This window comes from Vibrio sp. FF145 (assembly GCF_041439075.1).
Classification (GTDB): Bacteria; Pseudomonadota; Gammaproteobacteria; order Enterobacterales; family Vibrionaceae; genus Vibrio; species Vibrio tasmaniensis_A.
Window position 1 is genome coordinate 1 of the sequence record NZ_JBGONH010000001.1, and the last position, 14,521, is coordinate 14,521.

The 14,521-nt window shown below is 43.1% G+C and carries 13 protein-coding genes; 3 read left to right on the top strand and 10 right to left on the bottom strand.

Features of this window, described 5'->3' with window-relative positions; translation table 11 throughout:
* Positions 1 to 116 precede the first annotated feature (116 nt).
* From ACED42_RS00005 to ACED42_RS00020, 4 genes are all read right to left on the bottom strand, one after another.
* Positions 117 to 1,061, bottom strand: a complete 945-nt coding sequence (locus ACED42_RS00005) for a class I SAM-dependent methyltransferase (RefSeq protein ID WP_032499055.1) — start codon at positions 1,059 to 1,061, stop codon at positions 117 to 119.
* 8 nt (positions 1,062 to 1,069) lie between these two features.
* On the bottom strand, positions 1,070 to 1,768 hold the full coding sequence (locus ACED42_RS00010; protein ID WP_122046352.1) for a TIGR01621 family pseudouridine synthase: 699 nt from the start codon (positions 1,766 to 1,768) through the stop codon (positions 1,070 to 1,072).
* Between the two features lie 219 nt (positions 1,769 to 1,987).
* A complete protein-coding gene (locus ACED42_RS00015) occupies positions 1,988 to 3,604 on the bottom strand; it encodes a methyl-accepting chemotaxis protein (RefSeq protein ID WP_371700872.1) in 1,617 nt (538 codons plus the stop codon).
* 189 nt (positions 3,605 to 3,793) lie between these two features.
* Complete coding sequence (locus tag ACED42_RS00020; protein ID WP_012604350.1) at positions 3,794 to 5,227, bottom strand: sodium-dependent transporter; 1,434 nt, start codon at positions 5,225 to 5,227, stop codon at positions 3,794 to 3,796.
* 367 nt (positions 5,228 to 5,594) lie between these two features.
* Between ACED42_RS00020 and cls the strand changes: the two genes are divergently transcribed.
* Together cls and ACED42_RS00030 are read left to right on the top strand one after the other, a co-directional pair.
* Positions 5,595 to 7,049 carry a cardiolipin synthase gene (cls, locus tag ACED42_RS00025; protein WP_371700874.1) on the top strand — a complete coding sequence of 485 codons (1,455 nt, stop codon included), beginning with the start codon at positions 5,595 to 5,597 and terminating at the stop codon, positions 7,047 to 7,049.
* A gap of 187 nt (positions 7,050 to 7,236) precedes the next feature.
* Complete coding sequence (locus ACED42_RS00030; protein WP_102249751.1) at positions 7,237 to 8,421, top strand: cystathionine beta-lyase; 1,185 nt, start codon at positions 7,237 to 7,239, stop codon at positions 8,419 to 8,421.
* A gap of 86 nt (positions 8,422 to 8,507) precedes the next feature.
* Here the strand turns inward: ACED42_RS00030 and ACED42_RS00035 are convergent, their stop codons facing one another.
* Positions 8,508 to 8,981 (bottom strand): hypothetical protein, encoded by a 474-nt coding sequence (locus ACED42_RS00035; protein ID WP_371700877.1) that lies wholly within the window; start codon positions 8,979 to 8,981, stop codon positions 8,508 to 8,510.
* The gene (locus ACED42_RS00040) at positions 8,972 to 9,994 is read right to left on the bottom strand and encodes a transcriptional regulator (RefSeq protein ID WP_371700879.1); all 1,023 of its coding nucleotides are present in this window, start codon (positions 9,992 to 9,994) and stop codon (positions 8,972 to 8,974) included. Before ACED42_RS00040 ends, ACED42_RS00035 begins: the two co-directional genes overlap by 10 nt.
* A 231-nt stretch (positions 9,995 to 10,225) precedes the next feature.
* Between ACED42_RS00040 and ACED42_RS00045 the strand changes: the two genes are divergently transcribed.
* Positions 10,226 to 11,779 (top strand): recombinase family protein, encoded by a 1,554-nt coding sequence (locus tag ACED42_RS00045; protein ID WP_371700881.1) that lies wholly within the window; start codon positions 10,226 to 10,228, stop codon positions 11,777 to 11,779.
* A 169-nt stretch (positions 11,780 to 11,948) separates the two neighbouring features.
* On the opposite strand, the gene ACED42_RS00050 is transcribed toward ACED42_RS00045, so the two are convergent.
* The 4 genes from ACED42_RS00050 to ACED42_RS00065 all read right to left on the bottom strand — a co-directional run bounded on the left by ACED42_RS00050 (position 11,949) and on the right by ACED42_RS00065 (position 14,441).
* Positions 11,949 to 12,338 (bottom strand): hypothetical protein, encoded by a 390-nt coding sequence (locus tag ACED42_RS00050; RefSeq protein WP_371700883.1) that lies wholly within the window; start codon positions 12,336 to 12,338, stop codon positions 11,949 to 11,951.
* Between the two features lie 248 nt (positions 12,339 to 12,586).
* Positions 12,587 to 13,123: a hypothetical protein gene (locus ACED42_RS00055; RefSeq protein ID WP_371700885.1), complete on the bottom strand. Its 537-nt coding sequence runs from the start codon at positions 13,121 to 13,123 to the stop codon at positions 12,587 to 12,589.
* Positions 13,123 to 13,710, bottom strand: coding sequence for a hypothetical protein (locus ACED42_RS00060; RefSeq protein WP_371700887.1), 588 nt, complete (start codon positions 13,708 to 13,710; stop codon positions 13,123 to 13,125). Before ACED42_RS00060 ends, ACED42_RS00055 begins: the two co-directional genes overlap by 1 nt.
* Before the next feature lie 77 nt (positions 13,711 to 13,787).
* A complete protein-coding gene (locus ACED42_RS00065) occupies positions 13,788 to 14,441 on the bottom strand; it encodes a hypothetical protein (protein WP_371700889.1) in 654 nt (217 codons plus the stop codon).
* Positions 14,442 to 14,521 lie beyond the last annotated feature (80 nt).

The following is a 14,521-nucleotide window of genomic DNA, read 5'->3' on the forward strand; positions in this document are numbered from 1 at the left end:
AACCATCTGTAGGATCGTTCAACTGATCAGGAAAATGCTTAAATGATCAGTGTTAACTCATTGAGTGGCTTTTTTACTTTCAAACGTTGATATTTGTTAACTCTAAATTAAGCGTCTTAAGAAACGTTAATTTTAAATCTCAGGACTTTCAAACTTGAATCGGGGTCAACATCGACAAACTCAGGTGGGTTATCTAGACGCTCGATAAACTCAACACTTGGCGCTTCTTCTACCATCGTCTCAATCAAGAAGTTTGGTGACACTGCTGGTGAGTTAACACAAGCAATCACTTCACCACCTTCGGTTAGAAGCTCAGGCAAACGACGTAAGATCTTTTTGTAGTCTTTAGTAAGTGCAAAGCTGCCTTTTTGGAACGAAGGCGGATCGATAATAACCAGCTCATATGGGCCACCCTTCTTGATTTTTCCCCACGACTTAAAGATATCGTAGCCAAGGAAGTTCACCGAGCGCATATCATGCTCATTCAAGCGGTGGTTATCACGGCCTTTGTTCAGTGATCCGCGAGACATGTCTACGTTCATACATTGTCGAGCGCCACCCGCAATCGCCGCCACAGAGAAACCACAAGTGTATGCGAACAGGTTAAGAACGTTCTTATCCTTAGCATTATCTTGTACCCACTGACGGCCATTACGCATGTCTAGGAACAGACCGAAGTTCTGATTGCGGCCAATGTCTAGTTGGTACTTAAGCCCATGTTCAACCACGACTGGTGAGTCGTTCAATTGACCCCACAACACTTCAGAGGGCGCGCCATCAGCATAACGGTGTTGCAGCACAATGCTTGTGCCCTGTTTTACTTGCCAGATATCTTTGTTAGTGAGGTCGACCAATCCAGTCTTTAGAGATGATAAGAACGCTTGGTCCACTTCTTTAAACACGTTAACCAATAACTGTCCATCAACCCAATCACAAGTGAGTTGATCTAGGCCGGGCCAAAACTTGCCACGCCCGTGAAAAATACGACGTAGTTCATTCGGCACTTCATTCAATTGCTGTTCAATATGACTAAAAAACAGAGGTAAAGCTGATGCTTCCATTATTTCACTCACTTAGTGTTTAGCTTTGGCCACGTTAATGACCAAGGTTCAAGCCAACTGTCTAAACCATTAGACACGATCTCTTGATGCCATTTCTCACCCAAAGAGTCGAGGTTTCTTGGATCGCAGACATATTCGTAGGCTTGTGATTGATAGGTAAATCGAATCGCGAAGGCATGCAGATAGCCTCTGTCAGCCTCGTTCGATGGATTGTAAATAGGATCACCAACAATAGCCGAGCCAATGGACTTCATCGCGACACGGATCTGATGAGTTCGCCCCGTATAGGGTTTACATAAAAGTAGACGCTCACCGGGTTCAGCCGTTGCAGATAAAAATTGGGTAATCGCTGGGTTTTCTTTGGTTGTCAGCAGCTTCCAGCTTGAGCGTCGTGAACGCTCCATATCTCCTGAGATCAGCCCCTGCTTTTTCTTCGGCTTCTTGGAGCCTATCGCAAGGTAGTACTTCTCTACTTCACGCTTTGCAAACAACTGTGAAAGCTCACTCGCTGCCGGGGCATTTTTTGCCAACAGTAGAATTCCTGACGTCATTTTATCGAGACGATGGACTAAATATAGCTTCGGCTCATTGATTGCCTTAGCAACTTCTTGCAATAACATCGTATCACCATCGTCTTTATGGACGCTGACGCCTGGATGTTTGTTTATAAGTAAAAAATCAGAGTGATTCAGAAGAATGTCGAACATGTAAAGGCTAGCTCCATTGTAGAACGTGGAGTATACCGTGTCTGAATCCAGATTCCAGCTACGAAAAAGCCCAACGAGTTCAATAAACATTGAATCGTTGGGCTTATGTTTCAATAGGCAACTTTTACTGGGAAGTCTTTAATCAATTCGCTCTAAGCTTATGTTCTAGACTTATGATCCAGCTCTAAGCTCTAAGCTCTAAGCTCTAAGCTCTATGCTCTAAGCAAGTTTGAACTTACCTACTAAGCCTTCAAGCTCGGCAACTTTAGCATTCAAACCTGATGTGTTCTCAGAGCTGCGAGTCGCTAACTGTAATGACTGTTCAGAGATATCACTGATTGCCGTAATATCCGCTGCGATTTCTTTTGTCACCGCTGTCTGTTCTTCTGCCGCAGTCGCAATTGAGTTAACCATGCTTTGTACGTTGCCCGCACCGCTAACAATTGCTTCTAGAGCCGATACCGCCCCTGTACTTTGCTCTACACCAATTTCAACTAAACGACAGTTGTCTTGAGTGTAAGTCACCGCTTCTTGAGTACCAGATTGAATAGATTGGATGATACCAGACACTTCTTGTGTTGCTTTAGTCGTTCTCTCCGCTAGCGCTCGTACTTCATCAGCTACCACGGCAAAACCACGACCGAACTCACCAGCACGCGCAGCTTCAATAGCTGCGTTCAGAGCCAAGAGGTTGGTTTGTTCTGCGATATCTTCGATTACCTTGATAACACTGCCAATCTGCTCGCCATGTGAACCCAGCGTGTTCATTTGTAACGACATATCGCTCATTTGAGTAGACACTTGTTGGATGCTCGCAACCATCTCCACGATCACTTTACGACCGTCTTCTGCAGACGTTTCTGAGCGGCGTGCTTCTTCATAAGTAGAAGTACCTTGTTGCGCTACTTCAGAAATGGTTAAGCTTAGTTCTTCTGCTGCAGTCGCAATCAATGTCGCTTTATCTGCTTGAGCAGAGGCGCCAGATACGATGTCGTGGCTAATTGATGATAGCTCACCAGTAACGGATTGAACTTGGGTAGTCACTGATGAGATAGAACCGAGGAGATCGACCAATGACTTTTGCATCTGGTTGATCGATTGAGCAAGGTCAGCCAATTCATCACCAGAATCATCAACAATATCTCCAGCCGTCAGGTCACCATTTGCTACGCGACGTGCAACTTGTTCAACACGAGTCAAACGGTTGGTAATAGAGCTAGACAATACAACCGCAATTACACAGCCAAACACAATCGCAACCGCAGTCAACACCATAATCGTGCGTTCGATTGTAATAAACGAATCCGTTAGTGTTAGCAGAGCTCGCTCCGTATCAGCAATCTCACTTTCAGATGCTTGATCAAGCAAATTTTCAATCGGGATAAGATTACTCTCATACAAAGAGCGAAGCTGCTGGATATTTGATAACAATGCAGTTTCGTCATTAAGCATAGGTACGAGCTTCGATTCAAACTCTTGAGTAAAGCGCCCCATTAGCTCTTCAATTCGCTGAACACGACGATGGTCCTCTGAGCCTTTACTCTCTAAACGCTTTGCTTCTTCAATTGCTTGAGAAAATTGAGTCTTGTTAGCTCGATAATCATTGAGCGCATTACCGCCCTGAACAACCGCACCCAAAGCATCACGGTAAACATCACCAGCTTCATCGATCAATATAAGGTAGGTAACAGTTCCTGGAACATCATCCAGTCTAATTTCATCAGAGCTCTCGTGAGCCCCAATCACTTCTATCGATACAATCCCTACTAACGTGACAAGCACCGCCAATATAGATCCAAAACCCAAATATAGTTTTTTTCTCACTGACAATTTCACAGAACACCTACCTAAAATAAATACAGGCCGATATAGCCTTACCGAAAAATATATCGGCCACCACACGGATAACTTTAGGGGACGATGTTTTTATTTCTCGAAAAACAATAAGTGCATCGCATAAAAAAACGGGAGCCAATGGCTCCCGCTTATCAATTAACTTTAGTTTGCGATTAGATTTTCTAAGAATTATAGCTTCTTAGAGATAAGCGCAGAACCGGCAATGATACCAATACCTAGTAGCATGATTGCACCTTTACCGCTGTCGAAGCCAGAAGAGATACCCATGAACGCTACGATAGCGATAGCTACTGGGATGATGTACTTAACGAGTGTGTACCATAGACCGAATAGAGGGAAAGATACTTCACCGTCGTTAGTGATTTCTTTCTCTAGGTCAGCACGGTTCAGTCTCCAACCAGCGAAGATACATACCAACATACCGCCAACTGCTAGGAAGATCTTATCCGTTAGTAGGTCGAAGATATCGAATGCACCAGTACCAAACAGCGTTGGACCAAAGCCACCAAGAGATAGAGAAGCGAAGATACATAGAATCGCCATTACGACACTTGCAGACAGTACAGCTGTTACACGCTTCATGCCTTTCTCATCGATTAGGTACGAAACAACAACTTCAAGTAGAGATACTGAAGAAGTCAGTGCCGCAACACTTAGACCAACGAAGAACATAAGAGCAAATAGAAGACCAACTACGCCGCCCATTTCAGCGAATAGCTGAGGAACAACAACGAATACTAGACCAGGACCTGCTGCAGGCTCCATACCGAATGCGAACATTGCAGGGAACATTGCAACACCAGCTAGGATAGCAACGCCTGTATCCATCGCCGTAACCATAGCTGTAGTTTGAACTAGGTTCTCTTTCTTCTTAAGGTAAGAACCGTAAGTCAACATACAACCCATACCAAGAGATAGTGAGAAGAATGCTTGACCTAGTGCAGCTAGGATTACACCGCTGTCTACTTTAGAGAAGTCAGGGCTGAATAGGAATTCAAGACCAGCCATCGCGCCCGGAAGCATTAGGCCTTTGATTGATACCACGATAAGGATGATGAAAAGAAGTGGCATCAGAATCTTACCCGCTTTCTCAATACCGCCAGAAATACCCTTCATAACGATGACAACGTTAAGTAGTAGGTATAGGCCCATCCACATTAGTGGCTGAACTGGGTTTGAGATAAAGCCACCGAAGCTGTCGCCAATTGCTTCAGGTGCGTCTAGTAGACCACCAGCAATTTTACCGATGTATGCGATAGACCAGCCACCTACTACAGGGTAGAAACCCATGATAAGTAAACCACTGACTACGCCAATAACACCAGCGAACGTCCAGCGACGGTCAGTTGATTTAAATGCACCTACTGCTGATTTTTGCGTATGACGGCCAATCGCAAATTCAGTTAGCATCACACTAAAACCGATGAAGATTACAAAAAACAGATAAATTGCAACGAATGCACCGCCGCCACTTTCACCTGCTGTGTATGGGAATTTCCAGATGTTACCTAAGCCAACAGCAGAACCTGCTGCAGCCATTACGAATCCTAATTTCGAACCCCAGGTATCGCGGGGTGTAGTGGTTGTATTACTAGTAGCCACGTTTACTCCAAACTTTTGTGTTATGTGATGTTGTATTTTGCTTTGTGTGGCGTCATTAAAAGATAAGGTGTATATAATAATTTACACCATTAAAAGATTTGATTGACGCTCGTTATCTAGCAAGTAAACCAGTTTAAGAATACAATTGGAAGCCCGAACCGTATATATTTCGTTATCAATGTAAATCTTTATGGTTAAATGCCGGTTTTTCATACAAAACAATTGCATTCGTCTTAAGTTAACTAAAACTTAACAACTTTAACCTGTTTACAGCTTTTGCTCTATTTTGTAAATAGTTGATTCCTTAAATTCCCATATCCGTAAAATAGCATTACTATCTAAGTGTCTCTTTTTTCGAGTATTCAATGTGGAAAAGCTCTACCATTTTTTAACTTTAGCTTCTGTCGCTTTATACTGGGTCCTTGTCGCCGGTGTGACTTTTCGTGTCGTACTAAAACGACGCTCTGTCAGCGTTTCTCTCGCATGGTTGATGGTTATCTACATAATCCCTATTGTTGGCGTCGCTTGTTACTTCCTTTTCGGAGAGCTAAATCTCGGTAGAAAGAGGGCTGAGCGTGCACATCGCATGTTTACGCCTTTTGGTGATTGGTTCCGCCAATTAAATGATTGCCAAGTCCACCTTCCAGGTAAAGTCGGCTCTCCTATCCACAAAATTGATGAGCTTTGTAACAATCGGATGGGCATTCCAGCTCTCAGCGGAAACACACTTTCACTGCAAGCTTCTCCTAATGAAATCCTACACGCAATTATCGAAGATATAGAAAACGCCCAGACTAGTATCAAAATGGTTTTCTATATTTGGCACCCCGGCGGCTTAACTGATTCCGTTGCTTCCGCACTTATTCGAGCTGCAAAACGTGGTGTCGATGTTAAAGTTTTACTCGATTCTGCAGGTAGCCCGCGTTTTTTCAAAAGTCACTGGCGTTCAATGATGAAAGACGCTGGCGTTCACGTTGTCCAAGCATTAGAGGTTAGTCCTTGGCGTATTTTCTTACGCCGTTTAGATCTAAGGCAGCACCGGAAGATCATCGTGATTGATGAGTCCATCGCCTATACCGGGTCAATGAATATGGTAGATCCAGCTCATTTCAAACAGAGCTCAGGGGTCGGCCAATGGATTGATGTCATGGTTCGCGTCACTGGACCAACCGTTAACGTGTTGTCAGCAATTCATGGTTGGGATTGGGAAGTGGAAACAGGTGAACGCATTCTTCCTGATTTACCAGAGTGTCCGGTTGAAGAAATAATGACGCACCATCCAGTTCAAGTAGTGCCATCTGGACCGGGCATGCCGGAGTATTTGATTCTACAAGTTCTTACTATTGCGATTAATCAAGCAAACCATTCTATTCGTATTACAACACCCTACTTTGTACCGAGTGCCGACTTATTAGAAACGCTCAAAATGACGGCACAACGTGGTGTCAGCGTAGAATTAATCATTCCACATAACAACGATTCATTGATGGTTAAATGGGCTTCTCGCGCCTTCTATACCGAACTGCTTGAAGCCGGTGTGAAGATATATGAGTTTTACGGCGGGCTTCTTCACACCAAATCGGTAGTGATTGATGAAGAGTTTTGCTTAATCGGAACGGTCAATATCGACATGCGCAGCCTATGGCTTAACTTCGAAGTAACGCTAGCCGTTGATGATGTGCACTTCACCAAGCAACTGTTTGATTTGCAGCAATCCTATATTGAATCATCTCATCCAGTGGAATTGGAGCAATGGGAGCAGAGAAATTTACGCAACCGCTTCTTCGAAAGGTTGTTTTACTTATTCAACCCGCTGCTTTAATTCCATCAATGCGTCCACCGCGGCTCATCCATCACTCGCCGACTATCGGATTTTAAACCTTTCACGATAAACGACGTGGAAGGTTAAAAAGCGAAAGAAAAGCGCAAAAACTCCCGCTCTGCTCTTGCTTTGAAGGCTATTGGCATGTTTTAAATAGGACATAACCGATTGATAAGGAATTCACAGCATGTCCGAGAACAAAACCACTAAACTGATCACTGCAGGTCGTGATAAGAAGTGGACTAATGGTGTCGTTAACCCACCAGTACAACGCGCTTCAACTGTCGTGTTCAACACAGTAGAAGAGAAACGCAAAGCGACCATTAACCGCGCTAACAAGACACTTTTCTACGGACGCCGTGGCACCACGACTCATTTCGCATTTCAAGATGCAATGGTTGAAGTTGAAGGTGGTGCAGGTTGCGCACTTTACCCTTGTGGTACGGCAGCCATCTCTAATGCCATCCTCTCTTTTGTTGAAACAGGTGACCATATTCTGATGGTCGATACCTGTTATGAACCCACTCGTGATTTCTGTGACACCATAATGAAAAAGATGGGTGTAGAGACCACTTACTACGAGCCAACGATCGGTGAAGGTATCCAAGACCTTATTAAGCCAAATACTAAGGTTCTATTTACTGAATCTCCGGGTTCAGTCACCATGGAAGTTCAAGACATCCCAACACTCGCACGTATTGCCCATGAACATGACATCATTGTAATGCTCGATAACACGTGGGCGGCTGGTGTTAACTTCTCACCGTTCGATTTTGGCGTCGACATCTCAATTCAAGCGGCGACTAAATACATTGTTGGTCACTCTGATGTGATGCTAGGAACGGCAGTAGCCAACGAAAAATGTTGGGATCAACTGAGAGAGCAGAGTTACTTGATGGGACAGTGCGTATCTCCAGATGACGCTTATCTTGCTCTTCGCGGTATTCGCACTCTTGACGTTCGACTTCGCCAACATGCTGAAAGCAGCCTAAAAGTAGCAAAGTGGTTAGAAACACGCCCTGAGGTTGACCATGTTCGTCACCCTGCCCTTGAGTCTTGTCCCGGTCATGAATTCTTCAAACGAGACTTCACTGGCGGTAATGGTTTGTTCTCTTTCGTTCTTAAGAACTCAAACACAAAAGCAACGACTGCTCTGCTTGATGGTATGACGCACTTTAGTATGGGTTACTCATGGGGTGGATTTGAAAGTTTGATTCTAGCGAACGAACCGAGCAGCTTTAATAGCTTGAGAACGGTAGCGAACCCTAACTTCGAAGGAACCTTGATACGCGTTCATATCGGCTTAGAAGACGTCGATGATCTGATTGCGGATCTAGAAGCTGGACTAGATCGTTACAACGCTCTGGTTTAAGTAAAACAATAAACAAGTTTCCACAAAAAGGCAGGGACAACCTGCCTTTTTTAGTTCGGTAAGCTCTTGGTGTAGAAGTTATATGACTACTTCTGAACCTTAAAACATACCCAATTAAAAATTTCGAAACGATTTTTATTAAATAAATAGAGTGAGTCATCGGTGACAACAACTGAGTAATCAATATTCAGCCCCTTATACGAGCTATACTCTCGATTAATAACAGGATCATCAGTTTCAGTTGTCGGCGAATAATCAATGATAGAGATAGACAACTCGCCATCTTCTAACGAATAACGACCTGAGGAGTGGTGCTCCAATTTACTCACCTGACCATCCTTCCTTTCAATCTTTACCGCCTCTGCAATCATAAACGTATTGTCTGATTGGAAGGTAAAAGTCATACGTTCATACAACGATTGATAAGGTTGAAATGCCTGCGTCATAAAGCCCGTTTTGATAGTTTTACAGTGCCAACGAGTGCCCGCTAATACGTTTCTATCAATCATGAAACTTGCAGCTGTGAGTGCTAATACCAATAGCAAACCAATTATTCGCAAAAGTAACTCCTTTGAGCCATGTAATTCACAAACGAATCAAAAGATGACTCAACTTCAAAAATAGATGACAAGTAATTAAGAGCTTCGCCATCCTTTCTCTCAATTAGCATATACAAAGCATCATTTTCAGGTTGGTTGACAGATGGATAAATGCGAACAAAAACATCAACATTACAGTGGCTAGGTATAACTTGTATCAGTCTCTCAGTGATCGCAGGCAACGAGTAGGCTTCATTGCGAACAATATGGAAAAAGTAGTGATTAGTTTCATCTACGAAGCTGTCGTGATACTCACTTTTATCAACAAAGTATGGCAATGGCTGATAGTAAGCCTGAAATATATTAAACAAAGAGATTAACACACAGGTAAAGGCCAAAAAGTAGCCCACGCAGGCTAAATGACGATGAACAAAAAGCTTAAAGCTAGGTGGTACCGCGTTGACTGAACCTCTCGGGCTAACTGTGGACAATGGCATTTCCATGTCGCCTTCAACGCTTTGTGTTACTGATGCAGGCATAACATGAGCCTGCTCATCTTGCGGCTTTTTCTCAGGTGACTCGCCTGAGGTTTGTGTTTGATTTGTCGTTATTGATGATGGGTTAAGTTCGGCTTGCGATAATCCTATCGTTTGAGGAGACTCTGATATTAAATCCGCCTCAGGGACTGTCGCTTTAGGCTCTGTATTTTGAGGTTGAGATGATTCCTCTATCTCCAGAGAATACCCCATTTTACTGACGGTACGAATCGTGGCGCAACCACAAGTCACTCTGTTCAGTGTTTTTCTAAGCTTAGATATCACGTTGGTCAACGCTTGCTCAGAGACAATCACATCCCCCCAACATCTATCAAAGATCAGGCCTCGCTCAATGCATTCGCCTGTATTTTCAAGCAAGAATAGGAACACTTTACCTTCTAGCGGCGCGATAGTTTCTACGTGGCCATCCTCACGCATAAACTGCCTAAGCAAGGGATCATAGTTAGCATCACATATTTGGTAGTTTTGTTGATTCACTATCGTTGTCTACATTTGAATTTGGTCGCATATAATATTGAAAAGTTTATAAATGACCAGTGAATTTTTCAATTTACACACAATTATTTCGCGTCGAGAAATAACACCTTTATTTATGTGGGCAACCTTCTAAATGGTCATTAACCATACCTGTCGCTTGCATCAAAGACTTTGCTAACAAATGGTTATGGATTTATAATCCTACCTTTCCAACCTCGGATTGAGTAAAGAATGCTTGCACATAGTTATAAAAGGTTCTCATTTTCAGCGCAGAAGAAAGGCGACTCAATACGCCGTCAAACAATGGCTGCTGAATCCTATTGCACCACGAATAAGTTAACACTGAGCGATCAGACGTTTGAAGATTTGGGTGTATCAGCTTTTCGCTCTAACAACTCCAAAGATGATGCAGGGCTAGGTAAATTCTTGTTAGCCGTGAACGAAGGCAAAGTAGATACACCATGTTATCTACTGGTTGAGTCATTAGACCGCCTTTCCCGGGATAACATAGATAACGCTATTCAACAACTAATTCACTTAGCGCAGGCAGATGTAATAGTGGTCACTTTGCAAGACAACCATGTCTACAAAAAGGGCATGAGTATGATTGACTACATCACAGCCTTATTAATCATGCAACGAGCCAATGAAGAGTCTGAAATAAAATCAAAGCGATTGCAGGCAGCATGGCAAAACAGAAGAACGAACCCAGATGCTAAGAAAACTAAGAATTGTCCTTTCTGGCTCACTGTCAGCGAAGACCGAAAAAGCTTTGACTTAAACAACAACGTGGATTTAGTGCAACGAGTCTTTGCTCATGCTCTAGACGGTATCGGATCGCCAACCATCGCAAAAATGCTTAACAGTGAGGGGTTAGTGAGCCCTAAGGGCAAAGCATGGTCTGACGCTACAGTAGCAAGCATTCTACGTAACCAAGCCGTTATTGGAGTGTATGAAGGTCGCAAGCGTTACAACGAAGATGGGAAAAGAGTCGATGCCCTAACAGGTGACAGGCTAGAAAATTATTATCCTGCTCTGTTCTCAGCCGATTACTTTTATTCAGTGCAAGCTGCTATGCAAAGCCGCTCTAAAACACAGAAACATGCAACGTCAGGCTCACACCTAAACGTTATCAAATCAATCGCTGCTTGTGGCTGCTGCGGTGGCTCTGTGCGTCTAAAACAACAACAGCACTTGCATTACCTTATCTGTTCTTCCCGTGAGAAAGGGCTTTGTACAAGCAAGCCAATTAGCCTACGATTCTTGCAAGATTGGTTAAAAGAAGTGTGGCTGACTGCTGCCTATTCTCCAGTGTCAGCAAATGCAGTACCTGAGATGCGTCAACTCGCACCACTTGAAACCAAACTACAAATTATTAAAGAACAGATTGCACGACTAGCCCCATTGCTGGAAAACGATTTTAGTGGTGTGATTGCAACACAGCTAAACAATAAAAACCTTGAAGGTGCTGAACTGCAAAGCCAGATCACTGCCCTAAAAGAAACACTAGCTCCCTACAATCTAAGCAAAGCAGCTATTAAAGAGAGGTCTGCTCTTGTGGCAATAGCATTCAAAGAAGGAAACACCACGGAAACTATAACAGCCCGTAGTCGCCTAGCTTTGCTACTTACTCAACTAAAACGCTTCACGCTGCACATGGACACAACAGGCATGGTGACTTTTGAAGTCATAACAGCTAAGAACGAGTCAAAGATTTACCATGCAGCTATTCGCCCCTACCATCACAAATCAAAGCACACTGGCAAGGTTTGGCTACCAGTATAAGAACAGACTACCCCAGTTCAAATACAGCTTGATTAGTGGTCTGTATTTGAACTCTTACTGCTATTAACTACTAACCCCTACTCTTAAAAGAAAAGGGCAACTATAAAAGGCTGCCCGAATTTCCTAATTTTTCATTACTTCAACATACCAACAGCCGTCAAGAGAAAATCTAACCGTTGATTGCAGCTTTCCAGCACATGAACTCAGCTTTAGGCACGACCAAAAAATCTTCGTTAGGTAGTGCGATAGTAAGTAACTCAGCTATACGATTATCTAGCTCTGAAGGTGACATTAAATCAACTGGCTCCGGTGTTTCACTTGGTGCTAACTTGACGACAGCATCTAGCAGTTTGCTATCAGCTTTCGCTATTAACTCCGCTGAATACTCGTCATCCGTGTTACTGGCAATGTTGACCAAAGCCTGCCCCGCTGTATACCCTTTATCCGTCATTGCTTTCATGATATTAGTCAGTTGATTTTTAGCCCCCAATGGACGACCTTTTGCAATTTTATTACCTGCTGAAAAATGACCGTTTTCGCTACGTCCCACTAAACTCATAATTGAACTTCCTTATTGTTAATGTAGTATTCTTGGTTAATACGAATGCGACAACGCACACAAGCACATGGTTTAGCTTTGTATCGAATCCGCGATTGTTTTCCGCGGTAGCCTTGAGCAAAGCAAGTCTTGCACGTACCACCTAATTTCATAATGTCACTATCTAAATCAACTTCCATTTGCCCCCCTAAAGCTTGCCGCAATGATCTTGCCAATTTTGCACCTCTCGGTTTAAGGTAAGCGGTCAATTAAACCAAAATGCCATCAATTCCAACTCTTTGCTCAGGCTTCCAACATGAAAGACCAGTGCAACCATTGATAAAAAACTCAGCACCTTTTTGGCAAATCCACTGTAAGCCAAGCTCAGTTAATTTATTTTCTTGCTGCTTACTAAGCTTCGCTTCAAAGCCCAAAATCACTAGGAAGTTAATGCCATAACGGGCTAACTCTTGTTGCACCAATAGATACTTAATCGCTGAGTTAGACCAACTGCACAGTTTGATTTTTAGGAACTTGTTTTTAATCCTGCTATTCTGCTCTGCTAGGTATGAATCCATTTGTGATTGTTGGAAATTCATAGCTGTAATTTTGAACTCAATAATGGTTCTCGACTCTCTATGCCAGAAATCACCCATAGTCCCGAAAGACTCATAGTTACGGTCTCTGAAAACTATCACTTCCTTTGTCTGTGGTGTCCTAAGTAGCTTGTTATGGATAAAAGCAAGGCTAAACATATCTAAATGAAACAGACGCTCTGAATCGCTCCCATACGTATTTTCAGCCATTAAAAAGGTGCTCCATGCTCTGGGTTACTAACAGGCACATCATGGAATGATTCAAAATGTGTCGTCATGTCAAAAATACGGCTGATTGGTAACACGGAATTATTGAAGGTTTCAAAATATCGCTGCTTGTAATTCGTTATGAGAAAATCACACGTAATGTTTTGAGAGAGCAATTCCTGCTCCGCATAGTAGTCACGCAGCACCAACACCATAGCCGTACTGTCTTTGTTAGTCGGGTCATAATAGGTAAAATCTCTCTTCATACCCTGCATTGGTTGGTTGTCTTCGCAACTGAATAGCACACCGTGAGCTGACGCTATTTCCAGTGGATACAAACCGTCTAAATTTGATTCATTGCTAACAGATTTATCAAAGGTGGCTTTTGCTTCCTTATAACCTGCTTTGAACTCACTAATAACTGCGTAACCAAAGCTAGCCACACGTTTGTTCAGAGGTTCTAGCAACTCTGGATTAGAAGTGCCTAGTACCACTGTAGAAGCATCATGCAGCACTAAATAAGGTAAATTCCATTTACGACCATACGCACTAACCAAATTATTAACGGGTGAAAAGGCTTTATTATTCATGCTTTAACTCCTAAACAAAGTAAACGGTAAATTTTACTGACATGACGGTAAGAAATAGCCATATAAGTAATAGAATACTAATATAAACAATAACTTATAGCTTCAAGGCTGGTAGCCTTTCCGCTAACGCTCACCACAGGAAGAGCCACTCCCTCCACACAATCCACCTTCTCCGCGTTATACTCAGTTAGGCCTATAAGTAGGGCGGAATAGCGGTCAAGAATGAAGTCTCTATCTTTGTCACTGATAACAGCTGCAAGGTCAGAGTCGATAACGATGTAAGATTGCTCATGGTCTACATGTAGTATCTCTACCCCGTACTCTTCCATCAGAAAACGGGCAACAGGTCGCCAATTGATAACCTTAACTTCAGCGTTAATGGCTTTTTCAGATGCTGGTGGCTTAGGGGCTTTCAACGCCACTTTGAGAGACATATTAGGCTTGTAGCTTTTACGTCCTGCTTTAATCCACACCTCATAAGCATCAATCATTGCGTTAATGACAGGGTTGTGAGAGTCAGCAGGACTGAGCGGAAACCAGTAGTTAGTGCCTAGTGTGTTGATATAACGCAACCAACCAATAGACCGTAGATGCTGCGCATACTTCCGTAGGGTTTTATCATTGATGCCTAGAAACTCACATAAGCTTGCTTGACTACGGTAATAGACATCTATTTCCCATAGTGGGTTGGTCTTGCTCAAGAATACGTAGTTTCTGTACTCAAACCACATAGATGACCACAGTTTATAAGCTACTCCATTAATAGACGGGTCATAAGCCAATGCCATTGGGTGGTATCTGGAATATCGGA

Coding starts and splice junctions, on each gene's coding strand:
- ACED42_RS00005 (WP_032499055.1), bottom strand. CDS start 1,061: ATGGAAGCATCAGCTTTACCTCTGTTTTTTAGTCATATTGAACAGCAA.
- ACED42_RS00010 (WP_122046352.1), bottom strand. CDS start 1,768: ATGTTCGACATTCTTCTGAATCACTCTGATTTTTTACTTATAAACAAA.
- ACED42_RS00030 (WP_102249751.1), top strand. CDS start 7,237: ATGTCCGAGAACAAAACCACTAAACTGATCACTGCAGGTCGTGATAAG.
- ACED42_RS00045 (WP_371700881.1), top strand. CDS start 10,226: ATGCTTGCACATAGTTATAAAAGGTTCTCATTTTCAGCGCAGAAGAAA.
- ACED42_RS00050 (WP_371700883.1), bottom strand. CDS start 12,338: ATGAGTTTAGTGGGACGTAGCGAAAACGGTCATTTTTCAGCAGGTAAT.
- ACED42_RS00055 (WP_371700885.1), bottom strand. CDS start 13,123: ATGGCTGAAAATACGTATGGGAGCGATTCAGAGCGTCTGTTTCATTTA.
- ACED42_RS00060 (WP_371700887.1), bottom strand. CDS start 13,710: ATGAATAATAAAGCCTTTTCACCCGTTAATAATTTGGTTAGTGCGTAT.
- ACED42_RS00065 (WP_371700889.1), bottom strand. CDS start 14,441: ATGTGGTTTGAGTACAGAAACTACGTATTCTTGAGCAAGACCAACCCA.